This is a genomic window from Pseudomonas sp. IPO3778, assembly GCF_013386825.1.
Taxonomy (GTDB): domain Bacteria; phylum Pseudomonadota; class Gammaproteobacteria; order Pseudomonadales; family Pseudomonadaceae; genus Aquipseudomonas.
In genome coordinates, this window is sequence record NZ_JACARC010000043.1 from 1 (window position 1) to 26,950 (window position 26,950).

A 26,950-nucleotide genomic window follows, 5' to 3' on the forward strand; every position below is an offset into this window, starting at 1 on the left:
ACTTCCAGAATCTGCCGTCAAGGGTTAATTACGCTTTTGTTGCAGAAGCTGGTTTTTTGGCAATAAGACGGGGAATTCGGCGCATCACTGGCGGCACACGCAGCACTAGAAGCAGCGCCCCTATAGATGCATAGATGGCCCACTCCTTCAGATCCGCCCGCACGATCCACAACATATGCAGCAAACCAAGCCCGAGAATCACGTAAACCAGTCGATGCAACTTCTTCCAGCGCGCCCCCAGTCGACGCTGACTGTAGCGGTTAGACGTTACCGCCAGTACCAATAAAGAAAGGAACCCCAGGGCCCCCACTATAATGTAAGGCCGCTTACTCAACTCAACACCCAACTGCGACCAGTCCAACCCAAGGATAAACACGCAGTAAGCCGCAAGATGCAAAGCCACATACGCAAAGCACCACAACCCCAACTGCCGTCGCACAGCAATCCACCCCGCCCAACCACTGAGCTTCTGCAGCGGCGTCATGCCCAGAGTGATCAACAGCAGGATCAACGTCCCGAGCCCGAGCCTATCCATCAGCACCTTCCCTGGATCTGGCCCCAGCGCAAAGCTCCAGGCCTCGTACAGCCAGAACAGCGGCCACACCGCTATCACTATAAAGACGCCGATGCGCCAGATCGGGTAGCGCATCAATAGTTCTTCCGCAGATCGAGGCCGGTATAAAGAGAGGCGACTTCATCAGAGTAGCCGTTGAACATTTGCGTCTCGCGCACATTGGGACTGAACAGCCCGCTCGGCAGGCGCCGCTCGCGAGCTTGGGTCCAGCGTGGATGGTCGACGGTAGGATTCACATTCGCATAAAACCCATACTCACTCGCGGCAATGCTTTGCCAGGTGGTTTTAGGCTGCTCACTGACAAGACTGATGCGCACGATCGACTTGACGCTCTTGAACCCATACTTCCACGGCACCACCAACCGCAGCGGAGCGCCATTCTGGTTTGGCAGCTCCCGGCCATACATCCCCACAGCCAGGATCGCCAAGGGATTCATCGCCTCATCCAGTCGCAGCCCCTCCACATAAGGCCAGTCGATCAAGGCGAAGTTGGAGCGCTGCCCCGGCATGCTCTTGGGATCTTGCAGGGTTTCAAAACGGATGTACTTGGCATTGGATGTAGGCTCAACGTGCTTGAGCAATTCAGAAATAGGGAAACCTATCCAGGGAATGACCATCGACCACGCCTCTACACAGCGCAGTCGATAGATTCGCTCCTCCAGTTGATAGGGCTTCATGAAGTCTTCAAGCGCATAGCGCCCTGGCTTGGCGACCTCACCATCAATCACCACGCTCCACGGCTCGGTCTTCAGAGACCCGGCATTGGCCGCCGGGTCGCCCTTGTCCGTACCAAACTCGTAGAAGTTGTTGTAGTGAGTCGCGTCCTTGAATGGAGTGATCGCCTCATTCTTGACGGTTACCGACTGCCATTTGGTACCCGGCAACTTTTCGGCAAACCATCCGGGCGCCTTGCCCGGCTCGACATCCGCATAACGCGCAGCATCATCCGCACTGGCCCAACGCGGCAGACTGCTGGCAGCTATGCCGGCAAGCGCACCACCGAGCAAGCTGCGTCGAGAGAAATAGAGGGATTCAGGCGTAACGTCCGATTCTTTGCAATCAGACGCTTTGGGGAACTTGATTAACATGGCAACTCCGCAGCTTTTGGAGAACAGATGCACCAATAGACTGCGGAGTATGGGGGAAATTACATTAAGGCAACGTTTTGCGCTGACGAAGATGCAGCAAGTACTGCACCGGCCCGGACGCGGCATACACAAGGAACGCCAACAGCAGGATTCGCGGTGGATCACTGAAGACCACGGCGAACACCAGCACCACTGCCAGGATCGCGACAAACGGCACACGCCCCTTGAGGTCCAGCTCCTTGAAGCTGTTGTACTTGATGTTGCTGACCATCAGCATGCCGGCCGCCGCAACCATCAAGGCCACCAGGAACGACATCTTGGAACCCTGAATCCCGTAGTCACTGAATGCCCAGACAATACCGGCTACCACACCCGCCGCCGCCGGGCTGGCCAGACCAATGAAGTAGCGCTTGTCAGCGGTCCCCACCTGGGTATTGAATCGCGCCAGACGCAATGCTGCGCCCGCCACATAGATGAAGGCAACCATCCAGCCCACCTTGCCCATGTCGCCCAATGCCCAGGCAAATGCCAATAATGCCGGCGCGACACCAAAGGCAACCATGTCCGACAGCGAGTCGTACTCGGCGCCGAAAGCGCTCTGGGTGTTGGTCATACGTGCCACCCGTCCGTCCAGGCCATCAAGGACCATGGCGACGAAGATCGCAATCGCAGCAAAACCAAAGTACTTGCTGGCACTGGCTGCATCGCCGGCCGCCAGGGCGCTCTGGGCACTCATGGAATTGATGATGGAATAGAACCCTGCGAACAGGTTCGCAGTGGTGAACAGATTGGGCAGAAGATAGATGCCACGATGCCGGACTTTACGACCTTCAGCATCGTGCCCTTCTTCGACATGTTCATCGATCGGTAGCAGGCTTTCGGCGTCAGAGGCCTGGTTTGGCTCTTCGGGACGTTCGCTCATGGACTTTACCTTGCAACGGTGTGAAAAATTTCGACAGAAACTTGCGGCGAGTGTTCGCCCGCAAACGATGCAGCTTTATACCAGAACCTGCCCCCTCAAACGAAAAAACGCGGCCTAAGCCGCGTTTTCCGTTGATGCGTACGACTTAGTTTTTGGCTTTGTCGACGATCTTGTTGGCACCGATCCACGGCATCATGGAGCGCAGTTGCTCGCCGATGATTTCGATACCGTGAGCGGCGTTGTTACGACGCTTGGCGGTCATCGAAGGGTAGCCGGTTGCGCCTTCGGTGATGAACATTTTGGCGTATTCGCCGTCCTGAATACGTTTCAGGGCGTTGCGCATGGCCTGACGGGACTCGGCGTTGATCACTTCCGGGCCAGTCACGTACTCACCGTATTCGGCGTTGTTGGAGATCGAGTAGTTCATGTTGGCGATACCGCCTTCGTACATGAGGTCAACGATCAGCTTCAGTTCGTGCAGGCATTCGAAGTAGGCCATTTCTGGCGCGTAGCCAGCTTCAACCAGGGTTTCGAAACCGGCTTTAACCAGTTCAACGGTACCGCCGCACAGTACGGCTTGTTCGCCGAACAGGTCGGTTTCAGTCTCGTCCTTGAAGGTGGTTTCGATGATGCCGGTACGACCGCCACCAACGCCAGCAGCGTAGGACAGAGCAACATTCTTGGCGTTGCCCGAGGCGTCCTGGTAGATCGCGATCAGGTCAGGGATACCGCCGCCTTTGACGAATTCGGAACGCACGGTGTGGCCCGGTGCTTTCGGCGCGATCATGATCACGTCGAGGTCAGCGCGTGGCACAACTTGGTTGTAGTGGATCGCGAAGCCGTGGGAGAAGGCCAGGGTGGCGCCTTTCTTGATGTTCGGCTCGATTTCGTTCTTGTACAGCGCGGACTGGAACTCGTCCGGGGTCAGGATCATGACCAGGTCGGCAGCAGCAACAGCGGAAGCAACGTCAGTCACTTTCAGGCCGTGAGCTTCAGCCTTGGCAACAGTGGCCGAACCTTTACGCAGGCCAACAATCACGTCAACGCCGGAATCTTTCAGGTTGCACGCTTGAGCGTGGCCCTGGGAACCGTAGCCGATGATGGCGACTTTTTTGCCCTGGATGATCGACAGGTCACAATCTTTTTCGTAATAAACTTTCATGAGGTTCCTCTATATATCCAGGCCGTTAGGCCATTCACTAATTTGAGTTAAATGCTGAGTACTTTGTCGCCACGAGCAATCCCGGTGACGCCACTGCGTACAGTTTCCAGAATCGAGGCCGTCCCGATCGACTGGATGAAGCTGTCCAGTTTGTCGCTCGTACCGGTCAGTTGAACGGTATAAACGCTGGCGCTCACATCGACGATCTGCCCGCGATAAATGTCGGTAGTGCGCTTGATCTCGGCCCGTTGTGCACCCGTGGCCTTAACTTTAACCAGCATCAGCTCACGCTCGATGTGGGCACTTTCCGACAAGTCGACCAGCTTGACCACTTCGATCAGCTTGTTGAGGTTTTTGGTGATCTGCTCGATCACCTCATCATGGCCAACGGTGGTCAACGTCAGGCGCGACAGGGTCGGGTCTTCGGTCGGCGCCACGGTCAGGCTTTCGATGTTGTAGTTGCGTTGCGAAAACAGGCCGACCACACGTGACAGAGCGCCCGGTTCGTTCTCCAGAAGCAGGGAGATGATGTGCCGCATGATTAGGTACGCTCCGTCTTGTTCAGCCACATATCGCGCATGGAGCCGTCTTTGATCTGCATCGGGTAGACGTGCTCGCTGGTGTCGACCTGAATATCGAGGAACACCAGGCGGTCCTTCATGGCGAACGCCTCTTCCATCATCGGCTTCAAATCCTTCAAATCGGTGATGCGCATGCCGACGTGGCCATAGGCTTCAACCAGCTTGACGAAATCTGGCAGAGATTCCATGTAGGAGTGGGAGTGACGGCTACCGTAGCTCATGTCCTGCCACTGACGAACCATGCCCAGTACACCGTTGTTCAGGCAGACGATCTTCACTGGCAGACCATATTGCAGGCAGGTCGACAGCTCCTGGATGTTCATCTGGATGCTGCCTTCACCGGTGACGCACGCAACGTCGCTATCCGGGAAGCTCAGCTTTACCCCCATGGCCGCAGGGAAACCAAAGCCCATCGTGCCCAGGCCGCCGGAGTTGATCCAGCGGTTAGGCTTGTCGAACTTGTAGTACTGCGCCGCGAACATTTGGTGCTGACCCACGTCGGAGGTCACAAAGGCATCGCCCTTGGTCACTTCGCACAAGGTTTCGATCACGGTTTGCGGCTTGATGATGCTGCCATCGCCCTTGTCGTAAGGGAACAGGCCGCGGTCACCGCGCCATTCATCGATCTGCTTCCACCAGCTGGCAACCGAATCCTTGTTCGGGGCTTCGCCGATTTCCTTGAGCGCAGCGACCATTTCGGTCAAGACGCTTTCCACAGGACCTACGATAGGCACGTCGGCCTTGATGGTCTTGGAAATGGATGCCGGGTCGATATCGATGTGGATGATCTTGGCATTCGGACAGAATTTGCTCGCGCCGTTGATCACCCGGTCATCGAATCGCGCACCGACGGCGAGGATCACGTCAGCGTGGTGCATGGCCAGGTTGGCGGTGTAGCTGCCGTGCATGCCGAGCATGCCGACGAACTGACGGTCTGAACCCGGGAACGCGCCGAGGCCCATCAACGTGTTGGTCACCGGCAGGTTGAGCATCTTGGCCAGTTCGGTCAACGGGGCAGAACCGCCGCCCAGAATCACGCCACCACCCGAGTAAAGCACTGGACGCTTGGCCGCCAGGAGCATTTCTGCCGCCTTGCGGATTTGCCCCGAGTGCCCGCGAACGGCTGGGCTGTAAGAGCGCAGCTTGGCTTTCTTCGGGAAGATGTATTCGAATTTCTCAGCCGGGTTGGTCATGTCTTTCGGGATATCGACCACCACAGGACCCGGGCGACCGGACTGTGCGAGGTAAAAGGCCTTCTTCATGACTTCCGGGATTTCCGAGGCATGCTTGATCATGAAGCTGTGTTTCACGATCGGCCGGGAAATACCGATCATGTCGGTTTCCTGGAATGCATCGGTACCGACCATGGTGCTCGCCACCTGGCCGGAAATGATCACCATCGGGATGGAGTCCATATAAGCCGTCGCGATGCCGGTGATGGCATTGGTCGCGCCAGGGCCGGAAGTCACCAGTACCACACCGGCTTTACCGGTGGCACGGGCATAACCGTCAGCCATATGGGTAGCAGCTTGTTCGTGGCGAACCAGGATGTGGGTAACAGCCGGTTCCTTGAACAGTGCGTCGTAGACATGCAGCAGAGCACCGCCTGGGTACCCGTAGATATAGTCGACGCCTTCGTCACGCAAAAAGCGGACGAGCATCTCACCGCCAGATAAAAGCTCCACGTTGTTCACCTCTAAAACGCCAGAATACCGTCCGTTAAAAACCGACGGGTCTTAATAGGTTTACTTCTCAGCAGAGCATGAGCGACGGTGGTCGCCGACTACGTCAGCACTGACTGAGCAAGTATTGGGAGCGTCCCAAGTGTTGCGGGATTTTCCCACCCAGCGCGAGGTAACGCGTTGCGGGTGTAACAGGTCGGCGCGGGTATGCGCCTCATGATCTGCTGAGTGGGTCTGCTTCTGGCAGTCCCTCTACAGCGGACTTTGGATTCTTCTGTTTCAGCCTCTCCAAGTCAAGCAATAATTGCGCTTTTTTCCAACTAAGCGCATGAGAACGCAGAAGAAAGGGGCTTGAGGAGGGATAAAACTCGCCTGAATGGCGCAAAGCGGTAGAAATATGCGCACGACTGCCGGAAAAACCGGCAGCCAGGCAATTAACGAGCGTCGACGATCAGTTGATCGAACTTTTTCAGCGCAGTCCGCAGGCCAAGGCTCTCAAGCGGCCGATCGGCGTAAACCATCTCGGCCATCTCCAGAATCCCCGACGCATTGGGCAATGGCAGGTCCTGCTCAAGGATTTGCTTCATCCGTGCCAGGAAGATCCATTGCAGCCACTGGTGAAAGTCCAGGGTATCGACGGAAAAGGGTTCAACACTGCTCAGGGCTTCGGCACCGGGGGACACTTCGTCCCACCAGCCCTGCAGCCGCAGTTCGCGCTCGATCAACAGCAACTGTTCGGCAATTGCCGGAAAGCGTGCATCCATCAGAGGCTAACCTTGGCTTTTTGCCGCGCCTGGGCAGCACCGGCGGCATCGCCCTGCTTCTCGCGGGCATCGCCGATCAACCCCCACAGGCTGGCCTGCAGATCAGGACGGCCATTGGCCAGGGTCAGGCCGCGACGGGCAAATTGTTCCGCTTGCGGAGCATCACCCTGGGCCATGCGAACCTGAGCCAACCGGTAAAGCACTTGCGGCTCGCGCGGCGCCACGCGCTGGGCGCGCTCGAGGCTCGACGATGCGCCGTTCAAGTCGCCGCCAGACTGCTGCTGCTGAGCGGTCGTCAGCAAGGCCAACACCGGGCCATCCAACTGCTCATCGGCAGACAAGCCGCCAGCGCTGCTGGCAGACGGAATCCCGCTCGGCGTCGACGGCATGTTGTACGTGCCCTGGTTGACCGGTGCCGTTTGGATCGGCGTGGAGTCAATCGGACCCGAGGTACTTGGGCCTGGGGTCCACGGCTGAGTACTGATCGGTGCCGAGGTCGCTGCGCCACCGCCCGGGATCATCACCACGACACCCGAATCCTGAGGCACGGCTTGCGCCTGAGCCTGGACTGGACGCTTGGTGACGGTTTGACGGAAGCCGCCGTTGGCGGAAATCCGGTCGTTGTTGGACACCGTGGTACTGGAGTCCACCACCGGGATAGAACCCCGCTCCACACTGGCGCAACCACCGAGCAATGCCAAAACTGTAATAGCTGGAATCAACAACTTGTTCACGTGAAGCCCTCTTTGCTTAATTCATCCAGCCTTTGACCCAATCCATCACCGATTCAGCGCTGGCGGGCGCACTGGCGCCGCACGCTGCACCGGGAGGTGGTTCGCTGCCGCGAATATACGGCATCTGCACCGCGCCCGGACAGTTGGCATCGGAGCCCTGGCCCGTATGCGGATCGATCCAGGCCTGAACGATATTGTCTGGCTGCGGCATGTTCAGCGGCAGAGGATCGGCCTTCTTCATGAAACTGGTCCATACCTGCAGTGCGCCGGTAGCACCGGTGAACGGTGTCTTGCCGTTGTCATCGCGGCCCAACCACACCACCGCCAGCAGGTCCTGGCTGAAGCCGGCGAACCAGCTGTCCCGGGAGTCGTTACTGGTGCCGCTCTTGCCGGCCAGCGTCAGGTTGGCCGGCAGCACGTTGTAGGCCGAGCGCCCGGTCCCTTCACGCATCACGCGCTGCATGGCGTTCTGGATCAGGTAGATCGAGGCCGGGTCAAAGCGCTGCTGAATCTGGAACGGATAACGCTTGAGCGGCTCACCTTCAGCCGTCAACACGCTACGGATCCCGCGCATCGGCGTATTGAAACCACCGTTGGCCAGGGTCTGGTACATGGTCGCCACTTCCATCGGGCTCATCGCGCCAGCGCCCAACAGCATCGATGGGAACGCCGGGAACTCGCGGGTGATGCCCAACCGGGCGAGCGTCTTGAGAACATTCGGCACGCCCAGCTCAAGGCCGAGGCGGGAAGTCGAGATGTTGTAGGAATGCGCCAAGCCCTGGTACAGGAAAATCGTACCGTGGGAGCGACGGTCAAAGTTATGCGGCGTCCACATCTGGCCATCAGCCCCTTTGACCGACAACGGGTCATCGGACAGCCAACTGGTCAGCGTGTACTTGCTCGGTTTTTCCAGCGCGGTCAGGTATACCGCCGGCTTGACCAGCGAGCCAATCGGCCGCACCGCGTCCAGCGCCCGGTTGAATCCGGCAAAGCTGGCCTGGCGGCTGCCGATCATGGCCTGGACCTCACCGGTTTCCGGGTTGGTCACCACCATCGCTGCCTCGACGTCGTCGGAACCTTTACGGCCCGCCAGACGCTTGAAGGTGTCGTTGACCGACGCCTCGGCCTTCATCTGCAGGATCGGGTCGAAACTGGTGAAGATCCGCAGGCCCTCTTCGGTCAGGTCTTCGTCGCGGTAGTCTTCACGCAACTGGCGCTTGACCAGGTCGATGAAGCCCGGGAATGAGCTGTCGGCGAGCTTGCCGCGGGTGGTCACACCCAGTGGCATTTTCTTCGCGGCAGCAACTTGCTCCGGCGTTGCGACACCTTGTTGCTCCAGTACATCGAGCACCAGGTTACGCCGTTCCAGCGCACGCTCGGGGTTGCGACGCGGGTTGTAGTAGGACGGCCCCTTGACCATGCCCACCAGCAACGCCACTTGATGCAACTTCAGCTCGGACAACGGCTGGCCAAAGAAGAACTGGCTGGCCAGGCCGAAACCGTGCACCGCACGCTGGCCGTCCTGGCCGACGAACACTTCATTGAGGTACGCCTCAAGAATTTCCTGCTTGCTGTAATGCAACTCCAGCAGCATCGCCATCATGGCTTCGGTGAGTTTGCGGGTCAGGCTGCGCTCGTTGGTCAGGTAGAAGTTCTTGACCAATTGTTGCGTCAGCGTACTGCCGCCCTGGGTCATCTTGCCGCCGGAGGTATTGACCCAAAGGGCACGAGCAATGGACTTGGGCGACACGCCCCAGTGGCTGTAGAAATCCCGGTCTTCCACGGCAATCAGGGTATCGAGCAAGTAAGGCGGCACCTGATCAATCTTGATCAGGATGCGGTCTTCCAGGTTTTTAGGATAAATCCCACCGATCAATAAGGGCTCCAGGCGCACCACCGGCAGCTTCGAGCCATTGAGCGAGGACAGTTCGGCCACATAATCGCCAGAGAAACGCACGCGCACCGGCTGGGGTTTTTCCAGGCCTTCATAGAACTGGAAGCCGCGGGTGTTCAAGTCGACGGTGTTGCCGCTAACGGCTGCGGCGCCGGGGCCATTGCTCACGGCTTCGCGGCGATAGCCCAGGGCGTCGAGCTCGGTGAGGAAGTCATCCTTGCTCAGCTTCTGGCCGGTGAACAGCTCCAGCGGGCGCGCGTAAACCTTGGCCGGAATGGTCCAACGCTTGCCGGAGAACTTCTCCTGGACCACGGCATCGAGGTAAACCGCGAAGCCGGCGATCACTACAAGCCCTACCAGGCTGAGCTTAAGCGCCCAGCCCAGCCATGGGCGCAGGCCGCGGGAAGGAGGTTTTTTACGGGAACGGGGAGATCGGGTACGAGTCATGGCGGCGGATTATACGCACTTTATTGATGACCAACATGAGCCGGACAGCGGTTTGCACGACCGCTTGTAGGAGCCATAATGCCCGCCATGAATTTTCCCAGACTCTGAAGGATCGCCCGTGAGCCAGTCCCTGATTGCAGCCCTACAAAACCCGGCCCTGTTTCCCCATCCAGTGGATAAGTTCCAAGTCATCGAAACCCATATTTCCTGGGTCCTGCTCACGGGTGACTACGCCTATAAGATGAAGAAGCCGGTCAATTTCGGCTTCCTCGATTTCACCTCCCTGGACGCCCGCAGCCACTTCTGCAATGAAGAACTGCGCCTCAACCAGCGCCTGACCGACGATTTGTATCTCGAAGTGTTGCCAATCACCGGCAGCGCTGAAGCACCGCAGTTAGGCGGCGACGGCCCAGTACTCGACTACGTATTGAAAATGCGCCAGTTCCCGCAAAGCCAGTTGCTCAGCACCTTGCAAGCCAACGGCGAGCTGACCAACGCGCACATCGACGAAATGGCCAGGCAGATTGCGCACTTTCACCTGAATGCCCCCAAAGTGCCGGCCACCCACTCCGCCGGCACGCCGCACGATGTCATGGCGCCGGTGCTGCAGAACTTCGAGCAGATCCGCCCGTTCCTCAGCGACAAGGCCGACCTGGCACAACTGGAAGCCTTGCAGGCCTGGGCAGAAAGCAGCTTCGAGCGCCTCAAGCCGCTGTTCGAGCAACGCAAACTCAATGGCTTCATTCGCGAGTGCCACGGTGATATCCACCTCGGCAACGCCACAATGATTGATGGCCACGTAGTGATCTTCGACTGCATCGAGTTCAACGAGCCGTTCCGCTTCACCGACGTGTATGCCGACACCGGTTTCCTGGCGATGGACCTGGAAGACCGTGGCCTCAAGAGCCTGGCGCGACGTTTTATCAGCCAGTACCTGGAGCTGACCGGCGACTATCAAGGCCTGGAACTGCTGAACTTCTACAAGGCCTACCGCGCCCTGGTACGCGCCAAGGTCGCGCTGTTCAGCATGCCTTCCGAGGCGGACGCGGTGCAGCGCGCGACCACCCTGCGGCAATACCGCAACTACGCCAACCTGGCGGAAAGCTATAGCACCATCCCGTCGCGCTTCCTGGCCATCACCCACGGCGTATCGGCCGTGGGTAAAAGCCACGTGGCGATGCGCCTGGTAGAAGCACTGGGTGCCATTCGCCTGCGTTCGGACGTAGAGCGCAAGCGTCTGTTCGGCGAACAGCAGGTCGAGAACACGCCGCAGGCCGGGATATACGCCGCAGACGCCAGCGCCGCCACCTACGCGCGCTTGAACGAGATCGCCGACACCGTGCTGCGCGCCGGTTTCCCGGTGGTGCTGGACGCGACCTTCCTCAAGCGTGAACAACGTGACGCTGCGGCCAAAATCGCCGAGGCCACGGGTGCACCGTTCCTGATCCTCGACTGCAATGCGCCTCAGGCCGTTATCGCTGCCTGGCTGGCACAACGTCAGGCGGACAAGAACGATCCTTCCGACGCCACCCTGACCGTCATCGACGAGCAGCAGACCAAGCGTGACCCCCTCAGCGCGGAGGAATTGCTGCTCAGCAAACGTGTAGAGACCAATGAAAGCGGGACCCTGGACGCCTTGGTGGCCCATATTCGCCAACGCCTGCCGGGGCTGTAAGAAATATTTCTTGGTCGTGCAGCCTTCCGGGGCTCACGGCCGAGCAATAGTGGCACTATAATGGCGTCATAATTCCAACACGGGAGTCGCCATTGTGAGCCAGCCGAAGCTACTTGATACCCCGCTTTACGCGCTTCTGCATAAAGATGACATCCGAGGCTTCAACCAGGAGCGCCCGAAAGACGGCGCCATCGATATGCGTGGCGGCGACTTTCGCGGCCTGGATTTACGCGACCTGAACGCCGAGGGCGTGGACTTCACCGACGCTTATTTCCGCTCCGCCGATTTGCGCGGCCTGGATTTGCGTGGGTGCCCATTGGAAGGTGCGAGCCTGGCGCACGCACAGATCTCCGGTGCTTACTTCCCTCCCGAGTTGAGTGCTGACGAGATTCTGATGTCCGTCAATTTCGGCACACGCTTGCGCTACCGCACACGATAAACCGCTGCATCGGCACCCGGCTACGCGCAAGGCGTACCGGGGCCTTTACCTTTTCCTACACCAAAATTCCACCCTGCCTTAGAAGCTTTTAGGTCGTTGCCGACCAAAGAACTACGCTTTTCCTACTGAGCGCTACACTCCTTTCAGGCTTGCCTGGTCACGATACCCACCGAACCATTCGGCCGTCGCAAGGAGGCTTGATGAACGATGAGCTGCAACACCTGAAAAACCTTGGCAAGACATCGGCGCAATGGCTGCATGCGGTGGGCATCCACAGCGCGTCCGATCTACGTCGCCTGGGGGCGGTAGACGCTTACCGCGCCGTACGCACCCGTGGTTTCAGGGCGTCCAAAGTCTTGTTGTACGCCATTGAAGGCGCGCTGATGGATGTGCACTGGAATGACATTCCCGCTGAGCGCAAGGAGGCTTTAAACCGTCAACTGGACGCCCTTTCGGCACGCCAGAAGAATTAAGACGGCACCTTGCACCCATGTTTCCGGGGACTTCAAACCCATACTTGAGGAAAGTCGAAGAGGCCGCAAAAACAAATGTTGACTCTCAAATGAGAATCGTTATGATTATCACAACTGGTCGCGAGATCAGCCGATAGCTGAAAGACCATTGGTTCGGACTCTCAGATTATCTCCTCATCAGGCTAATCACGGTTATTTGACCCGGCGCTTGCCGGGTCTTTTTTTGCCTGTGGAAAACTGCCTTAAACAACAGCGATTCTCAGCGCGCAATGATGAGTGGATGCCCACGCTCAGGATGCGGCTGCACCAGAACATCCAACCCGAATACGGCCTTGAGCGGCTCGGGACGCAAGACCTGCTCAGGTGTGTCCAGCGCATGCGGCCGCCCATCTTCCAGCAACAGGATCCGATCACAGTAGCGCGCCGCCAGGTTGAGGTCGTGAAGGATCACCAGCACCGCCGCACCGCGGTCGGCAAACGTACGGATCGCCTGCAAGGTGGTGTGCTGGTGCAGCGGATCGAGCATTGACGTCGGCTCATCCAAAAGCAGCGTCTGCCCCGCCTCCCCCGGCCATAGTTGCGCCAGCACCCGCGCCAAGTGCACACGCTGCCTTTCGCCGCCCGACAATGCCAAATAGCTGCGACCGCTCAAATGCGCGACGTCGGCCGCTTGCAGGGCGGCGTTGATGATTTCATCGTCACGCGCCCGGCCGGTCTGATGAGGCAGGCGCCCCATACCGACGACCTCTTCGACACGAAAGGCAAAATCCAGGGTCGAGGCCTGCGGCAGTACCGCCAGGCGCTGGGCACGCAGGGTCGCGCCCCAGTCTTTCAACTCACGCTGATCCAGCCATACGCGGCCCTGATCAGCCTGAAGCTCGCCGCATAACGCACCGAGCAAGGTACTCTTCCCCGCGCCGTTGGGCCCCAATACACCGAGGACCTCACCTGGCAGCAGGTCCAGGGTGACGTCTGCCAACACCGTTTTGCGCCCACGACGAATCTGCAGGTCTTCTACTCGCAGCATCAGGCACGTCCCCGTAACAACAGGTAGAGAAAAAACGGCGCACCGATAAACGCAGTAACAATGCCGATGGGCAATTCCGCGGGCGCCAGGGCCAGGCGCGCCACAAGATCGGCAAATAACAGCAAACTCGCCCCCGCCAGCACCGAGGCCGGCAGCAACACCCGATGATCGGGCCCCGCCAGCAGACGAACCAGATGCGGCACCACCAGCCCCACAAAACCGATCATCCCCGCCGCCGCCACTGCCGCGCCCACGCCCAGCGCGGTGCAGAACACCAGTTCGCGCTTGAGGCCTTCAACATCGATGCCCAAGTGACTGGCTTCCGACTCCCCCAGCAACAACGCATTCAGCGCCTTGGCCCGGCGTGGCAGCCAGAGCGCAACGCCTGCGCTCACCAGTAGCAGCGGCCACAACCGCGAATAACTAGCGCCATTGAGGCTGCCCAAGTTCCAGAACGTGAGGGTGCGCAAGGTGGCGTCGTCCGCCAGGTAGGTAAACAGACCCACCGCCGAACTGGCGAGAGCCGTCAGGGCGATGCCCGCCAGCAACATGGTCGCGACATTGGTTTGGCCGTTACGCCGCCCCAGGCGATAGACCAGCGCCGTCACGCCCAAGCCGCCGAGAAACGCACACAGCGACAACAGGTACGGCCCCAGCGCATCCGGTAGGCCGCCAAAAAACGCTCCCCCCACAATCGCAATCGCCGCGCCCAATGCCGCACCGCTGGAAACCCCGACCAGGCCAGGGTCAGCCAAAGGGTTACGAAACAGCCCCTGCATGGCAACGCCCGAGAGTGCCAACACGCCGCCAACGGCCAGGCCCAGCAGCGTACGGGGCAGACGAATCTGCCCGAGAATCAATTCCGCCTGCTCCAGGCCCTGAGCCTCGATCGGCACACCCAGCAAGCGCAAGGCTGCCCGCAGGGTGTCCATCAGCGGCAAGCTGACCGGCCCCAAAGCCAACGACAGCCAAATCGCCAGCACACACAGCAGGCTCAGCCCGATAAATAACGTTCGCGGTTTAACCAGAGTGGTCATGGGGCAGTTTGGGCCTGGGATGGATAGAAGCCGGCGGAGAGCTTCACCAGGCTGTGCGGCAGGCGCGGTCCAAGCCCGCCCACCAGCAGGGTCGGGTCCAGTTCATACACGCGCCCGTTCTTGGCCGCCGGCGTCGAAGCCAGGATAGGGTTCTCTTTGAACAGCGCTGCGCGGGCGGCATCGCCTGTCAGGGCCCGATCGGCAAACACCAGAACGTCCGGATTGAGCCCCGCCAGCGACTCCACGGAAAACGGTTTGTAACCACTGTGGGTCGCCAGGTTATGGCCGCCGGCCTGCTGCAACATCCAGTCAGCCGCCGTGTCTTTGCCCGCGATCAGCGGTTTGCCACCGGCATGCCCCAGCAACAACAACACCCCAGGCGCTTTTTGCGTCGCCTGGGCCTTGGTCACCCAGATCTTTTGTTGATCCAGTTGTTGCTGATAGTTGCTGAACAGCTCCGCCGCCTTGGCTTCACTGCCCAGCAACTTGCCCAAATGCTGAAGGTTGCCTTGCAGAGTCGGCAGGTCCGGCTCGGCGGAAAACAGCTCCACTTTCACACCCGCATTGCGGATTTGCGCCAGTACCGGCGGCGGGCCCATTTCCTCGGTACCCACCAGGATCTGCGGACGCAAACTGAGAATGCCCTCCGCCGACAACTGACGCTGATAACCAATGCTCGGCAACGCCTTGAGGGATTCCGGATGCTGACTGGTGGTATCCACGCCCACCAACTTTGACTCACCGCCCAGGGCCGTCACCCATTCCGACAACGCACCACCGGCGCTGACCCAACGTTGTGGCAGTTCAGAGGCCTGGGCCCCCGCATTGACCAGCAGTCCGACAACGAGCGCAATAGCACTGGCACTCAGGCGCATAAAAGGGTTTCCTTCCAAGGGGTGGGCCCACTGAAACACTCGCAATGTGACAGATCAACGCTGCCCGACATCGTACAGAGCGCCCAGTCAGCTTACGGGCGAAGCCGGCATTTGATAATTGTTTGCATTTGCGCGTCAAGCACCGGGCTCTCCGGCAAAATCAGGATAGCCTTGCAGCCCGCACACGGCGGCACTTAAGGATCGATATGAAGTTTCTCTGCGCCTCCAGCGAACTCGCACCCAATACCAGCCGCGGTTTCGATATCGACGGCCGCAAGCTGTTGGCCGTGCGCCGCGAAGGCATTGCCTACTTCTATATCAACCGTTGCCCACATCGCGGGGTGCCGCTGGAATGGAAGCCGCACCAGTTTCTCGACCCGAGCGCCAGCCTGATCCAATGCGCCACCCATGGCGCGCTGTTTTTGATCGAGAGCGGTGAATGCGTCGCCGGGCCTTGCGCCGGCCAGAGCCTGACAGCCCTGCCCGGCCGAGAGGACGAACAGGGCCTGTGGGTAAACATCTAATCGCCGAGCACGACTTCCAGGCGACGGTCGACGCAGACCTCCTCTGACGTCACCCGTACGCCATACGCCAACACCTCCACACCGGCCGCCTTGGCCTCACGCAACGCAGCCGCATAACCCGCATCAATTTCCTCGGCAGGACGCACCCCGTCGATCCCCGAAAGGTTGACGCAGTAAAGCTGCACCGCGCGCACACCTTCGCGCGCCAGGTGCGCCAACTCGCGCAAATGCTTGGCCCCGCGCTGAGTCACAGCATCGGGAAACGCTGCGGTCGACGTCCCGTCAAACCCGAGGGTGACGCTTTTGACTTCGACATACGCCGCGCCCGCCGGGTAGTCCAGGCGAAAATCGATCCGGCTGTTTTCCTGACCGTAAGGCACTTCGCGCTTCAGTGCCGTAAAGCCGTTGAGCTCGGTGATCACCCCGGCTCGCAGTGCTTCTTCCACCAACTGATTGGCCCGCGCCGTGTTCACACACGCCAGGCGCCCTTGAGGGGTTTCGCTGATTTCCCAGGTGCCGGGCAGCTTGCGCTTGGGGTCATTGGAGCGACTGAACCAGACCTGGCCGCCTTCCACCATGCAGTTGAACATCGAGCCGGTGTTCGGGCAGTGAATGGTCAGCAACTCGCCGGTAACGGTTTCGATATCGGCGAGAAAACGCTTGTAGCGGCGGATCAGCCGGGCTTCTTCGAGGGGAGGATTAAAGCGCATCAGCCTTGCCAGCTCCGCAGGCCACCGGCAATCCGTTCAACGGCTTCCTGTAGGCGTTCAAGGTTTTGTGTGTAGGCAAACCGCACATGGTGCCCGGCTTGATAACGGCCGAAATCCAGGCCCGGGGTGAAGGCCACATGCTCGGTTTCGAGGAAGTGTCGACAGAAAGCGAAGGCATCACCGCCGAATGCGCTGATATCGGCATACAGGTAGAACGCGCCCTCCGGCTCAACGGCGATACCGAAGCCCAGTTCACGCAGGGCTGGCAACAGGAAGTCGCGGCGCCGACCGAACTCGGCCCGGCGATCCTCAAGAATGCTCAACGTTTCCGGGGTGAAACACGCCAGGGCCGCGTGTTGGGCCATGCTGGGTGCGCTGATGTAGAGATTCTGCGCCAACTTCTCCAATTCCCCGACCGCAGCCGGCGGCGCCACCAGCCAGCCCAGGCGCCAGCCGGTCATTCCGAAATACTTCGAAAAACTATTTAGCACGAAGGCTTCATCGTCGACTTCCAGCACGCTGGCGGCGTCGGTGCCATAGGTCAGGCCGTGATAGATCTCATCCACCACCAAGTGCCCGTTGCGCGCTTTAATGGCGCTCGACAGCCCGGCCAACTCGTCCCGCGTAAGGATGGTGCCGGTCGGGTTGGCGGGCGAAGCAACCAACGCGCCCACACTGTCCTGGTCCCAGTGACGAGCGACCAGATCGGCGGTCAGTTGATAACGCACGTCCGGGCCGACCGGAACCAGTTGGGCCGCGCCCTCCACCAGTCGCAGGAAGTGGCGGTTGCAGGGGTAGCCAGGGTCTGCCAGCAGCCAGTGCTTGCCCGGGTCCACCAGCAAACTGCTCGCCAGCAGCAAGGCGCCAGAGCCGCCGGGCGTGATCAGAATTCGCTCAGGATCGATGCCCAACCCATAGCGCTGCTGGTAGAAACCGCTGATGGCGTCACGCAACTCCGGCAGCCCGCGGGCCGCGGTGTAGCGGGTCTTGCCATTCGCCAGCGCCGCCTGCCCGGCCTTGATGATGGGCTCGGCGGTGGTGAAGTCGGGCTCGCCGATTTCCAGGTGAATCACGTCGTGGCCGGCGGCCTGCAGTTCATTGGCCCGCGCCAGCAACGCCATGACATGGAAAGGTTCGATAGCGCGACTGCGCGCACTGTAGGGCTGAGCCATTAGCCTTCCTTAACTGTGAGGACAAACCCCGATTCTACCCAACCCGCCGCGCAAAACCTGCTCTATTGCCCTAAGGCATGTAGCAAGCACCACGGGCAACTACCGGTAAAACAGCTAAAATCAACATTCGAGACCGTACAAGCCCGCCCTGCTGGGGCCTGCGGCGGTTTACAGCCCTCAGGAGACGGCACCTCGACAACCGGGAGTGGCGCACCCCGAATCTATCTGGTAAGTTCGCCCGCTTGCAGCCGCAGGGCCGGCAGGTGTCGGTGATGTTGCAATCCTGCGCAATGGATTAGAAGAGTGAGAGGCGGTCCATTCATGCCCACCCAAGCAAAGCAACAGAGCATTAGCGGCTTCCAACCCTACGTCGAATCGAAGGGCGAGGAATACATGGGCAAGCCCATGCGCGATCACTTCTCCAAGATCCTGAAGCAGTGGAAACAGGACTTGATGCAAGAGGTTGACCGTACCGTTGACCATATGAAGGACGAAGCAGCCAACTTCCCGGACCCGGCAGACCGTGCCAGCCAGGAAGAAGAGTTCGCCCTTGAACTGCGCGCCCGCGATCGCGAGCGCAAGCTGATCAAGAAAATCGACAAGACCCTGCAACTCATCGAAGACGAAGAGTACGGCTGGTGCGAGTCCTGCGGCGTCGAGATTGGTATTCGCCGTCTGGAAGCACGTCCTACCGCCGACTTGTGCGTGGACTGCAAGACCTTGGCTGAAATCAAGGAAAAACAGGTCGGCAAGTAATCACTGCCGGGCTGGACAAATGGGGCGTGCGAACGCCCCATTTTTGTTTCTGGCGTTGGGAGGTTTTCCAGTAATATCCGGCCCATGACTGCCTCCTCCTATATCGGGCGTTTCGCCCCCACGCCCAGCGGACACCTGCATTTCGGTTCCCTGGTTGCCGCCCTCGCCTCCTACCTCGACGCCCGCGCCAATCAAGGCCGCTGGCTGATGCGCATGGAAGACCTCGACCCGCCACGGGAAGAGCCCGGCGCCCAGGCAGCGATCCTCAATGCCCTGGAACGCTACGGTTTTGAATGGGACGGGGAACTGGTCCGACAAAGCGAACGGCACGATGCCTACGCCGAAGTGCTTAACCGCCTGTTCAATCACGGCTTGGCCTACGCCTGCACCTGTTCACGCAAGCAACTGGAACCCTACAACGGGATTTACCCAGGACTGTGCCGCAATGCCGGCCATGACCAGCAAGATGCCGCCATCCGCCTACGGGTACCGGAGCTGGAATACCATTTTACCGACCGCGTACAAGGCGAATTCCGACAGCATCTGGGCCGCGACGTCGGCGACTTCATCATCCGCCGTCGCGACGGCCTGTATGCCTACCAACTGGCGGTCGTCCTCGATGATGCCTGGCAAGGTGTGACCGACATCGTGCGCGGCGCTGATCTGCTCGACTCCACACCGCGCCAACTGTACCTGCAGGAACTGCTGGGCCTGCGCCAACCGCGCTACCTGCATGTACCGCTGATCATCCAGCCGGACGGTAACAAACTGGGAAAATCCTACCGCTCACCGCCCTTGACCAGCGACCAGGCCACGCCTTTGCTGTTAAGAGCGCTGCGCGCCCTGGGCCAGCAACCGGGCGACGAACTGAGCCACGCCAGCCCACGGGAGCTGCTGGATTGGGGCATTCAACACTGGGACGCCACGCGGATCCCGCGCACACTCACGCTGGCCGAAGCGCAATTGCACTGAAGGCGCTTGCAGCTTGCGAGCCATCCGTTACCATCGCGTAGGAGCGAGCTTGCTCGCGAAGAACTCACAGGCAACACGTTTATCCAGGATGCACGCGTTAACGTTAACGTCCTTCGCGAGCAAGAACTGGGCGTCCCCCTCGTTCCTACAAAAAATCGTTATATTTCCGCAATTTCAATCAAGGGCCAACATGTACATCTATCGATTGGTCCTGCTGCTGGTCGTCGGGATCTACCTGTTTTCTCCCGCCATCATGGATTGGTGGATCGACGCCACAGGCGCCTGGTACCGGCCCTATCTGCTTTGGCTGATTCTGATCGTCGTGACTTTCATCCTCCAGAGCCAAAAAGATGCCGATGAGCTTTAGCCTGACCGAGATGCTGCTGATCAGCGCCGCCTACCTGGCCGCGCTGTTCGGGGTAGCCTGGATCAGTGAACGTGGAATGATTCCGCGGGCGATCATTCGCCATCCGTTGACCTACACCTTGTCGTTGGGCGTGTACGCCAGCGCCTGGGCGTTTTATGGCACGGTGGGCCTGGCCTATCAGTACGGTTACGGCTTTCTTTCCAGTTATCTCGGGGTGTCTGGCGCGTTCTTGCTGGCGCCGGTGCTGTTGTACCCGATTCTGAAAATTACCCGCACCTATCAGCTGTCGTCCCTGGCCGACCTGTTTGCCTTTCGTTTTCGCAGTACCTGGGCCGGTGCGCTGACCACGATCTTCATGTTGATCGGCGTGCTGCCGTTGCTGGCGTTGCAGATCCAGGCGGTGGCCGACTCCATCAGCATCCTCACCCGCGAACCGGTGCAACACCGGGTTGCCTTGAGCTTCTGCGCCCTGATCACCCTGTTCACGATTTTCTTCGGCTCGCGGCATATTGCTACCCGTGAAAAACATGAAGGCCTGGTGTTCGCGATCGCGTTTGAATCGGTGATCAAGCTGATCGCCATCGGCGGCGTCGGCCTGTATGCGCTCTACGGCGTATTCGACGGCCCGCAACAGCTGGAACTGTGGCTGCTGCAAAACCAGACCGCCCTGGCCGCGCTGCACACCCCGTTGCAGGAAGGCCCATGGCGCACGCTGCTGTTGGTGTTCTTCGCCTCGGCCATCGTGATGCCGCACATGTATCACATGACCTTCACCGAAAACCTCAACCCGCGCTCGCTGGTCAGCGCCAGCTGGGGCTTGCCGCTGTTTTTACTGCTGATGAGCCTGGCGGTGCCGCTGATCCTGTGGGCCGGCCTGAAGCTTGGCGCCACCACCAATCCGGAATACTTCACGCTGGGCGTCGGCATTGCCGCCAACAGCAAGTCACTGGCACTGCTGGCCTATGTCGGGGGGCTATCGGCCTCCAGCGGACTGATCATCGTCAGCACCCTGGCGCTGTCGGGGATGGCGCTCAATCACCTGGTGCTGCCGCTCTACCAGCCGCCGGCCGAAGGCAATATCTACCGCTGGCTGAAATGGACCCGCCGGGCGCTGATCGTCGCGATCATCATGGCCGGCTATGGCTTCTACCTGTTACTGGGTGCCGAGCAAGACCTGGCCAACCTGGGCATCGTCGCCTTCGTCGCCACGTTGCAGTTTCTGCCGGGCGTGTTGTCGGTGCTGTACTGGCCGACCGCCAACCGTCGCGGCTTCATCGCCGGGCTGCTGGCGGGGATCCTGGTGTGGATCGTGACCATGCTGCTGCCGCTGGTGGGCAATCTGCAGGGCTTCTACATCCCGCTGTTGAACATGATCTACGTGCTGGATGACACCAGTTGGCACATGGCGGCGATCGCTTCGCTGGCGGCCAACGTGCTGATGTTCACCCTGATCTCGCTGTTCACCAACGCCAGCCCGGAAGAAACCAGCGCGGCCGAAGCGTGCGCGGTGGATAACGTGCGCCGCCCGCAACGCCGTGAACTGCACGCCGCCTCGCCCCAGGAATTCGCCACGCAACTGGCCAAGCCCCTGGGCGCCAAGGCCGCACAAAAGGAAGTCGAGCAGGCCCTGCGCGATCTCTATCTGCCCTTTGACGAGCGCCGGCCTTATGCGTTGCGCCGCCTGCGGGACCGCATCGAAGCCAACCTTTCCGGCCTGATGGGCCCGAGTGTGTCCCAGGACATGGTCGAGACCTTCCTGCCCTACAAGGCCGGCGGCGAAAACTACGTGACCGAAGACATCCACTTTATCGAGAGCCGGCTGGAGGATTACCACTCACGCCTCACCGGCCTTGCCGCCGAACTCGACGCCTTGCGCCGCTATCACCGCCAGACGTTGCAGGAACTGCCGATGGGTGTCTGCTCCCTGGCCAAGGATCAAGAGATCCTGATGTGGAACAAGGCCATGGAAGAGCTCACCGGCATCGCCGCCCAGCGCGTAGTGGGCTCGCGCCTGAACACCATCGGCGACCCGTGGAAAGAATTGCTCCAGGGCTTTATCAACCTGCCCGACGAACACTTGCACAAACAGCACCTGGCGCTGGACGGCCAGACCCGCTGGCTCAACCTGCACAAAGCAGCGATCGACGAGCCCCTGGCGCCCGGCAACAGCGGCCTGGTGCTGCTGGTGGAAGACCTGACCGAAACACAGATGCTCGAAGACAAGCTGGTGCACTCCGAGCGCCTGGCCAGCATCGGTCGCCTGGCGGCCGGCGTGGCCCACGAAATCGGCAATCCGATCACCGGTATCGCCTGCCTCGCACAAAACCTGCGGGAGGAGCGCGAAGAGGATGGCGAAATCATCGAGATCAGCGGGCAGATTCTTGAGCAGACCAAGCGTGTTTCGCGCATCGTGCAGTCGCTGATGAGCTTTGCCCACGCGGGCGCCCATCAGAATCACGACGAGGCCGTGTGCCTGGCCGAAGTCGCCCAGGATGCCATTGGGCTGTTGGCCTTGAACCGGCGCAATTTCGAAGTACAGTTCTTCAACCTGTGCGACCCGGAACACTGGGTCGACGGTGATTCACAACGCCTGGCCCAAGTGCTGATCAACCTGCTGTCCAACGCCCGCGACGCATCGCCGGCCGGCAGCGCAGTACGGGTCAAGAGCGAGGCTTTCGAGCACACGGTCGACCTGATCGTCGAGGACGAAGGCAGCGGCATTCCACAGAACATCATGGACCGATTGTTCGAACCCTTCTTCACCACCAAGGATCCGGGTGAAGGTACCGGTCTGGGCCTTGCACTGGTCTATTCCATCGTTGAAGAGCATTATGGACAAATCACCATCGACAGCCCGGCTGACACCGAAAGCCAACGCGGCACCCGTATTCGGGTGACCTTGCCGCGTCATGTCGAAGCGACGTCCGCTGTGAACTGAGACCGTCGAGAGAGTTGAATCAATGCCGCACATTTTGATCGTCGAAGACGAAACCATTATCCGCTCTGCCTTGCGTCGCCTGCTTGAACGTAATCAGTACCAGGTCAGCGAAGCCGGCTCGGTGCAGGAAGCCCAAGAGCGTTTCAGCATTCCCACGTTCGACCTGATCGTCAGTGACCTACGTTTGCCGGGCGCCCCTGGCACCGAGTTGATCAAACTCGGCCAAGGCACCCCGGTGCTGATCATGACCAGCTACGCCAGCCTGCGCTCTGCCGTGGACTCGATGAAGATGGGCGCGGTGGACTACATCGCCAAGCCTTTCGACCACGACGAAATGCTCCAGGCCGTGGCCCGCATCCTGCGCGACCGCCAATCCGCCAGCAGCACGCCGGCTGAACGCCCGGCAGCGGGCAAGGCCGTCAACGGCACTGAAAAGCCCGGCGTGGATAACAGCAATGGCGAAATTGGCATCATCGGCTCCTGCCCGCCGATGCAGGACCTGTACAGCAAGATCCGCAAAGTCGCGCCAACCGATTCCAATGTCTTGATCCAGGGCGAGTCCGGCACCGGTAAAGAACTGGTGGCCCGCGCCCTGCACAACCTGTCCAAGCGCGCCAAGGCGCCGATGATCTCGGTGAACTGCGCAGCCATTCCCGAATCCCTGATCGAATCCGAATTGTTCGGCCATGAAAAAGGCGCCTTTACTGGCGCCAGTGCTGGCCGTGCGGGTTTGGTGGAAGCCGCCGACGGTGGCACGCTGTTCCTTGACGAGATTGGCGAACTGCCGCTGGAGGCTCAGGCCCGCCTGCTGCGGGTTCTGCAAGAAGGCGAAATCCGCCGCGTCGGCTCGGTGCAGTCGCAGAAGGTTGACGTACGGCTGATTGCGGCCACTCACCGTGACCTTAAAAGCCTGGCGAAGATCGGCCAGTTCCGTGAAGACCTTTATTACCGCCTGCACGTGATCGCGCTCAAACTGCCAGCCCTGCGCGAGCGCGGTGCCGACGTCAACGAGATCGCCACAGCCTTCCTGGCGCGCCAGAGTGCGCGCATCAACCGTACCGACCTCAAGTTTGCCGCCGATGCCGAACAGGCCATCCGCCACTACTCTTGGCCGGGTAACGTGCGGGAACTGGAGAACGCGGTAGAACGTGCGGTGATTCTGTCGGAGAGCCCGGAAATTTCCGCCGAGCTGCTGGGGATCGATATCGAGCTCAGCGACCTGGACGATGACGACTTCATCGGCCTGCCCCCTCAGCAGGGCGGCGGCAGTAACAACAGCCACGAGCCGACGGAAGATTTGTCACTGGAAGATTACTTCCAGCATTTCGTCCTTGAGCACCAGGACCATATGACCGAGACCGAACTGGCGCGCAAGCTGGGCGTCAGCCGTAAATGCCTGTGGGAACGGCGCCAGCGCCTGGGTATCCCGCGGCGCAAGACCGGGGTTGCCAGCGAAAGCTGAGTGGGTCGCCCCCACAGGTAACACCCTCAGATGTGAAAAAACTGTTACCGCTGATTTTTCGCGTAACAAAAGCCGGGGCTTACGGTAACGAAGCCCCGGCTTTTTTTGGCCCTCAAAAAACCAGAAACCGCCTCAAACCCCTTGTTTTGCTGGGCCTCGCAAAAGTTGGCACGCACCCTGCTATATGCTTAGTACAAAAACAATAACAAGCAAATGTACAAGACAATAAAAATAAGACGAATCGACTCACGCATAACAAAAACAACACGGCGGAGGCGCAGCTAACTGATTCTTTTGGAGAGGCGTTGCATTTGGGGCTTGCCCCGCAACCAGGCCGAGAACAACAAAAACTGCCCTAAGGCAGAGCCTGAACTGGTTGGATCGTAGATCAGCAACACAGCGACCAAAGCAATCCGTTTGCTCTTGGCTCCCGATTGGGAGTGTCATGAAGGTGAAGCTTCATGGCGAGGGCGATCAACAAAAACAAGAAGCCCGAAACCAATAATAAAAATAGAGCACGCAACTACTTCTGGGGGAGCTTCGGCTCCCCTTGTAGTTTCCGCGATTTGGCACTTGCCACACCTCTTTTAAGCTTCTGGCTCAAGCCTTGCAGCTAGTTCCTACACCATCACCTGACTAAATGCTAGAATCCCCGCCCATCATGCGGTCATTCTTCGTTATGGCCGAACATTCCTTCAAACAGTGCATCCCATGCTGAAGAAGTTGTTCCAGTCATTCCGTTCTCCCTTGCGTCGTACGCAACACAAACGCAGCACGCCTGAAGTGCTTAACAGCAGCCAGCATTCGCTGCAGCGCGCCCAGTTCAGCCGTTATGCGGTGAACATCGTCGAACGTTTGCAGAACGCCGGCTACCAGGCTTACCTGGTTGGCGGTTGCGTGCGCGACATGTTGCTCAATATCACTCCCAAGGATTTCGACGTCGCCACCAGCGCCACGCCGGAACAAGTGCGTGCCGAATTCCGCAATGCGCGGATCATCGGCCGGCGTTTCAAATTGGTGCATATCCACTTTGGTCGCGAGATCATCGAGGTCGCGACCTTCCGCGCCAACCACCCGCAAAACGATGAAGAAGAAGACACTAACCAGTCTTCCCGCAATGAAAGCGGACGCATCCTGCGGGACAACGTTTACGGCACCCTGGAAGAAGACGCGCAACGCCGCGATTTCACCATCAATGCCCTGTATTACGATCCGGTCAGCGAACGCATCCTCGATTACGCCAATGGCGTACACGACATCCGCAACAACCTGCTGCGCCTGATCGGCGACCCGACGCAACGCTACCAGGAAGACCCGGTGCGCATGCTGCGGGCCGTGCGATTCGCCGCCAAGCTGAACTTCGGTATCGAGAAGCACACGGCGGCGCCGATTCGCGATCTGGCACCGATGCTGCGGGAAATTCCGTCGGCACGGCTGTTCGAAGAAGTGCTCAAGCTGTTCCTCTCCGGCTATGCCGCCGACACCTTCGAAATGCTGGTAGACCTGCAGTTGTTCGACCCTTTGTTCCCGGCCAGCGCCGAAGCACTGGAGTACAACCCGACCTACACCCACACACTGATCAGCGAAGCCTTGATCAACACCGACCTGCGCATCAAGCAGAACAAACCGGTCACGCCGGCGTTCCTGTTTGCCGCCCTATTGTGGCCAGCGCTTCCAAAACGCGTCATGCGCCTGCAGGACCGTGGCATGCCGGCGATCCCGGCCATGCAAGAAGCCGCTCACGAGTTGATCGCCGAGCAATGCCAGCGCATCGCCATCCCGAAACGCTTCACCATGCCGATCCGCGAGATCTGGGACATGCAAGAGCGCCTGCCACGTCGCAGCGGCAAACGCGCCGACCTGCTGCTGGACAACCCGCGCTTCCGTGCGGGCTACGACTTCCTGCTGCTGCGCGAAAGCGCCGGCGAACAGACCGACGGCCTGGGCGAATGGTGGACCGACTACCAGGACGCCAATGACAGCCAGCGCCGCGAGATGATCAAAGAGCTCAGCAGCAAAGGCGAAGCCACCGGCGATGGCCCGAAAAAGCGCCGCCGCAGCAGTGGCAGCAAGCGCAAACGCAGCGCTGGCGACGCCTCGAGCGCATCGGGCGAGTAAGCACGTGGAACGTATCTACATCGGCATGGGCAGCAATCTGGCCGCCCCTGAACAACAGTTGCGCCATGCCGTCGAGGCCTTGGCGCAGTTGCCGAACACCACGCTGGCGGGCGTCTCCGGCTTCTATCAAAGTGATTCCCTGCTCCCGGGGCAACCGCGCTACACCAATGCGGTCGCCGCCCTGGACAGCACCCTTGCGCCGCTGGAACTGCTCGATGCGCTGCAAGCCATCGAGAACGATCAGGGTCGCGAACGCCTGGAGCGCTGGGGCCCGCGCACCCTGGACCTGGACATCCTGGCATTTGGCGAACGGCTGATCGATGAGCCCCGCCTGAAGGTGCCGCACTATCAAATGCACCTGCGGGCGTTTGCGCTTTACCCACTGGCTGAACTGGCCCCCGCCGGCCTGCAACTGGCAGACGGCCGCTTGCTTAGTGACCTGCTGGACGCCTGCCCGTTTGTCGGCCTGGAACGCCTGCCTCCAGACCTGTAGGAGCGAGCTTGCTCGCGAAAAACCTGAGAGCACCGCTGGGTGCCAGGCTTCCCGCGTCATCGTT

25 protein-coding genes are annotated in these 26,950 nt (G+C 59.9%); 11 read left to right on the forward strand and 14 right to left on the reverse strand.

The genetic code is table 11. From position 1 onward, the window contains the following. Positions 1 to 28 precede the first annotated feature (28 nt). From msrQ to mrcB, 9 genes are all read right to left on the reverse strand, one after another. A complete protein-coding gene (gene msrQ / locus HX855_RS22985) occupies positions 29 to 649 on the reverse strand; it encodes a protein-methionine-sulfoxide reductase heme-binding subunit MsrQ (protein WP_177089439.1) in 621 nt (206 codons plus the stop codon). After that, on the reverse strand, positions 649 to 1,662 hold the full coding sequence (gene msrP / locus HX855_RS22990) for a protein-methionine-sulfoxide reductase catalytic subunit MsrP (RefSeq protein ID WP_177089440.1): 1,014 nt from the start codon (positions 1,660 to 1,662) through the stop codon (positions 649 to 651). The genes msrQ and msrP overlap by 1 nt, the downstream gene beginning before the upstream one ends. A gap of 64 nt (positions 1,663 to 1,726) precedes the next feature. Beyond that, positions 1,727 to 2,584, reverse strand: a complete 858-nt coding sequence (pssA, locus tag HX855_RS22995; protein WP_177042258.1) for a CDP-diacylglycerol--serine O-phosphatidyltransferase — start codon at positions 2,582 to 2,584, stop codon at positions 1,727 to 1,729. A 145-nt stretch (positions 2,585 to 2,729) separates the two neighbouring features. Continuing rightward, on the reverse strand, positions 2,730 to 3,746 hold the full coding sequence (gene ilvC / locus HX855_RS23000) for a ketol-acid reductoisomerase (protein WP_177089441.1): 1,017 nt from the start codon (positions 3,744 to 3,746) through the stop codon (positions 2,730 to 2,732). Between the two features lie 47 nt (positions 3,747 to 3,793). Beyond that, positions 3,794 to 4,285 carry an acetolactate synthase small subunit gene (gene ilvN / locus HX855_RS23005; protein WP_003176102.1) on the reverse strand — a complete coding sequence of 164 codons (492 nt, stop codon included), beginning with the start codon at positions 4,283 to 4,285 and terminating at the stop codon, positions 3,794 to 3,796. 2 nt (positions 4,286 to 4,287) lie between these two features. Beyond that, positions 4,288 to 6,012, reverse strand: a complete 1,725-nt coding sequence (locus HX855_RS23010; protein WP_177089442.1) for an acetolactate synthase 3 large subunit — start codon at positions 6,010 to 6,012, stop codon at positions 4,288 to 4,290. A gap of 431 nt (positions 6,013 to 6,443) precedes the next feature. Continuing rightward, positions 6,444 to 6,773 (reverse strand): YqcC family protein, encoded by a 330-nt coding sequence (locus HX855_RS23015; protein ID WP_177089443.1) that lies wholly within the window; start codon positions 6,771 to 6,773, stop codon positions 6,444 to 6,446. Beyond that, on the reverse strand, positions 6,773 to 7,507 hold the full coding sequence (locus tag HX855_RS23020) for a M48 family metallopeptidase (RefSeq protein ID WP_177089444.1): 735 nt from the start codon (positions 7,505 to 7,507) through the stop codon (positions 6,773 to 6,775). Before HX855_RS23020 ends, HX855_RS23015 begins: the two co-directional genes overlap by 1 nt. Before the next feature lie 16 nt (positions 7,508 to 7,523). Continuing rightward, positions 7,524 to 9,848 (reverse strand): penicillin-binding protein 1B, encoded by a 2,325-nt coding sequence (mrcB, locus tag HX855_RS23025; RefSeq protein WP_177089445.1) that lies wholly within the window; start codon positions 9,846 to 9,848, stop codon positions 7,524 to 7,526. 118 nt (positions 9,849 to 9,966) lie between these two features. Between mrcB and HX855_RS23030 the strand changes: the two genes are divergently transcribed. From HX855_RS23030 to HX855_RS23040, 3 genes are all read left to right on the forward strand, one after another. Continuing rightward, complete coding sequence (locus tag HX855_RS23030) at positions 9,967 to 11,523, forward strand: bifunctional aminoglycoside phosphotransferase/ATP-binding protein (RefSeq protein ID WP_177089446.1); 1,557 nt, start codon at positions 9,967 to 9,969, stop codon at positions 11,521 to 11,523. A 94-nt stretch (positions 11,524 to 11,617) separates the two neighbouring features. After that, positions 11,618 to 11,962 carry a pentapeptide repeat-containing protein gene (locus tag HX855_RS23035; protein ID WP_177089447.1) on the forward strand — a complete coding sequence of 115 codons (345 nt, stop codon included), beginning with the start codon at positions 11,618 to 11,620 and terminating at the stop codon, positions 11,960 to 11,962. A 200-nt stretch (positions 11,963 to 12,162) separates the two neighbouring features. Beyond that, on the forward strand, positions 12,163 to 12,435 hold the full coding sequence (locus HX855_RS23040) for a TfoX/Sxy family protein (RefSeq protein WP_010206563.1): 273 nt from the start codon (positions 12,163 to 12,165) through the stop codon (positions 12,433 to 12,435). Between the two features lie 259 nt (positions 12,436 to 12,694). On the opposite strand, the gene HX855_RS23045 is transcribed toward HX855_RS23040, so the two are convergent. From HX855_RS23045 to HX855_RS23055, 3 genes are read right to left on the reverse strand one after another with little or no spacing between them, the layout of a single operon-like run. Next, positions 12,695 to 13,462 carry a heme ABC transporter ATP-binding protein gene (locus HX855_RS23045; protein ID WP_177089448.1) on the reverse strand — a complete coding sequence of 256 codons (768 nt, stop codon included), beginning with the start codon at positions 13,460 to 13,462 and terminating at the stop codon, positions 12,695 to 12,697. Further along, positions 13,462 to 14,445 carry an iron ABC transporter permease gene (locus tag HX855_RS23050; protein ID WP_177089531.1) on the reverse strand — a complete coding sequence of 328 codons (984 nt, stop codon included), beginning with the start codon at positions 14,443 to 14,445 and terminating at the stop codon, positions 13,462 to 13,464. Before HX855_RS23050 ends, HX855_RS23045 begins: the two co-directional genes overlap by 1 nt. Positions 14,446 to 14,495: 50 nt before the next feature. Next, on the reverse strand, positions 14,496 to 15,374 hold the full coding sequence (locus HX855_RS23055) for a hemin ABC transporter substrate-binding protein (RefSeq protein ID WP_177089449.1): 879 nt from the start codon (positions 15,372 to 15,374) through the stop codon (positions 14,496 to 14,498). A 206-nt stretch (positions 15,375 to 15,580) separates the two neighbouring features. Here HX855_RS23055 and HX855_RS23060 point away from each other — a divergent pair, with 206 nt between their 5' ends. Further along, positions 15,581 to 15,898, forward strand: a complete 318-nt coding sequence (locus tag HX855_RS23060) for a Rieske (2Fe-2S) protein (protein ID WP_177089450.1) — start codon at positions 15,581 to 15,583, stop codon at positions 15,896 to 15,898. Here HX855_RS23060 and sfsA read toward each other — a convergent pair. Both sfsA and HX855_RS23070 read right to left on the reverse strand, forming a co-directional pair. Continuing rightward, the gene (gene sfsA / locus HX855_RS23065; RefSeq protein WP_177089451.1) at positions 15,895 to 16,608 is read right to left on the reverse strand and encodes a DNA/RNA nuclease SfsA; all 714 of its coding nucleotides are present in this window, start codon (positions 16,606 to 16,608) and stop codon (positions 15,895 to 15,897) included. The two genes, HX855_RS23060 and sfsA, sit on opposite strands and share 4 nt — an antisense overlap. After that, the gene (locus tag HX855_RS23070; protein ID WP_177089452.1) at positions 16,608 to 17,780 is read right to left on the reverse strand and encodes a pyridoxal phosphate-dependent aminotransferase; all 1,173 of its coding nucleotides are present in this window, start codon (positions 17,778 to 17,780) and stop codon (positions 16,608 to 16,610) included. Before HX855_RS23070 ends, sfsA begins: the two co-directional genes overlap by 1 nt. 321 nt (positions 17,781 to 18,101) lie before the next feature. On the opposite strand from HX855_RS23070, the gene dksA reads away from it, so the two are divergent. The 7 genes from dksA (at position 18,102) to folK (ending at position 26,886) form a co-directional block, all read left to right on the forward strand. Then, on the forward strand, positions 18,102 to 18,536 hold the full coding sequence (gene dksA, locus HX855_RS23075; RefSeq protein ID WP_088423525.1) for an RNA polymerase-binding protein DksA: 435 nt from the start codon (positions 18,102 to 18,104) through the stop codon (positions 18,534 to 18,536). An 84-nt stretch (positions 18,537 to 18,620) separates the two neighbouring features. Beyond that, positions 18,621 to 19,508 (forward strand): tRNA glutamyl-Q(34) synthetase GluQRS, encoded by an 888-nt coding sequence (gluQRS, locus tag HX855_RS23080; RefSeq protein ID WP_177089453.1) that lies wholly within the window; start codon positions 18,621 to 18,623, stop codon positions 19,506 to 19,508. A 190-nt stretch (positions 19,509 to 19,698) separates the two neighbouring features. Beyond that, the gene (locus tag HX855_RS23085; protein WP_003176118.1) at positions 19,699 to 19,875 is read left to right on the forward strand and encodes a hypothetical protein; all 177 of its coding nucleotides are present in this window, start codon (positions 19,699 to 19,701) and stop codon (positions 19,873 to 19,875) included. Then, complete coding sequence (locus HX855_RS23090) at positions 19,859 to 22,813, forward strand: sensor histidine kinase (RefSeq protein ID WP_177089454.1); 2,955 nt, start codon at positions 19,859 to 19,861, stop codon at positions 22,811 to 22,813. The genes HX855_RS23085 and HX855_RS23090 overlap by 17 nt, the downstream gene beginning before the upstream one ends. A 22-nt stretch (positions 22,814 to 22,835) precedes the next feature. Beyond that, positions 22,836 to 24,275 carry a sigma-54 dependent transcriptional regulator gene (locus HX855_RS23095; RefSeq protein ID WP_177089455.1) on the forward strand — a complete coding sequence of 480 codons (1,440 nt, stop codon included), beginning with the start codon at positions 22,836 to 22,838 and terminating at the stop codon, positions 24,273 to 24,275. Positions 24,276 to 24,986: 711 nt separating this feature from the next. Continuing rightward, a complete protein-coding gene (locus HX855_RS23100) occupies positions 24,987 to 26,393 on the forward strand; it encodes a polynucleotide adenylyltransferase PcnB (protein ID WP_010174368.1) in 1,407 nt (468 codons plus the stop codon). Positions 26,394 to 26,397: 4 nt separating this feature from the next. Then, the gene (folK, locus tag HX855_RS23105; RefSeq protein WP_177089456.1) at positions 26,398 to 26,886 is read left to right on the forward strand and encodes a 2-amino-4-hydroxy-6-hydroxymethyldihydropteridine diphosphokinase; all 489 of its coding nucleotides are present in this window, start codon (positions 26,398 to 26,400) and stop codon (positions 26,884 to 26,886) included. Positions 26,887 to 26,950 lie beyond the last annotated feature (64 nt).

Coding starts and splice junctions, on each gene's coding strand:
- msrQ (WP_177089439.1), bottom strand. CDS start 649: ATGCGCTACCCGATCTGGCGCATCGGCGTCTTTATAGTGATAGCGGTG.
- msrP (WP_177089440.1), bottom strand. CDS start 1,662: ATGTTAATCAAGTTCCCCAAAGCGTCTGATTGCAAAGAATCGGACGTT.
- pssA (WP_177042258.1), bottom strand. CDS start 2,584: ATGAGCGAACGTCCCGAAGAGCCAAACCAGGCCTCTGACGCCGAAAGC.
- ilvC (WP_177089441.1), bottom strand. CDS start 3,746: ATGAAAGTTTATTACGAAAAAGATTGTGACCTGTCGATCATCCAGGGC.
- ilvN (WP_003176102.1), bottom strand. CDS start 4,285: ATGCGGCACATCATCTCCCTGCTTCTGGAGAACGAACCGGGCGCTCTG.
- HX855_RS23015 (WP_177089443.1), bottom strand. CDS start 6,773: ATGGATGCACGCTTTCCGGCAATTGCCGAACAGTTGCTGTTGATCGAG.
- mrcB (WP_177089445.1), bottom strand. CDS start 9,848: ATGACTCGTACCCGATCTCCCCGTTCCCGTAAAAAACCTCCTTCCCGC.
- HX855_RS23040 (WP_010206563.1), top strand. CDS start 12,163: ATGAACGATGAGCTGCAACACCTGAAAAACCTTGGCAAGACATCGGCG.
- HX855_RS23045 (WP_177089448.1), bottom strand. CDS start 13,462: ATGCTGCGAGTAGAAGACCTGCAGATTCGTCGTGGGCGCAAAACGGTG.
- HX855_RS23055 (WP_177089449.1), bottom strand. CDS start 15,374: ATGCGCCTGAGTGCCAGTGCTATTGCGCTCGTTGTCGGACTGCTGGTC.
- HX855_RS23060 (WP_177089450.1), top strand. CDS start 15,581: ATGAAGTTTCTCTGCGCCTCCAGCGAACTCGCACCCAATACCAGCCGC.
- sfsA (WP_177089451.1), bottom strand. CDS start 16,608: ATGCGCTTTAATCCTCCCCTCGAAGAAGCCCGGCTGATCCGCCGCTAC.
- HX855_RS23070 (WP_177089452.1), bottom strand. CDS start 17,780: ATGGCTCAGCCCTACAGTGCGCGCAGTCGCGCTATCGAACCTTTCCAT.
- dksA (WP_088423525.1), top strand. CDS start 18,102: ATGCCCACCCAAGCAAAGCAACAGAGCATTAGCGGCTTCCAACCCTAC.
- gluQRS (WP_177089453.1), top strand. CDS start 18,621: ATGACTGCCTCCTCCTATATCGGGCGTTTCGCCCCCACGCCCAGCGGA.
- HX855_RS23085 (WP_003176118.1), top strand. CDS start 19,699: ATGTACATCTATCGATTGGTCCTGCTGCTGGTCGTCGGGATCTACCTG.
- HX855_RS23090 (WP_177089454.1), top strand. CDS start 19,859: ATGCCGATGAGCTTTAGCCTGACCGAGATGCTGCTGATCAGCGCCGCC.
- HX855_RS23095 (WP_177089455.1), top strand. CDS start 22,836: ATGCCGCACATTTTGATCGTCGAAGACGAAACCATTATCCGCTCTGCC.
- HX855_RS23100 (WP_010174368.1), top strand. CDS start 24,987: ATGCTGAAGAAGTTGTTCCAGTCATTCCGTTCTCCCTTGCGTCGTACG.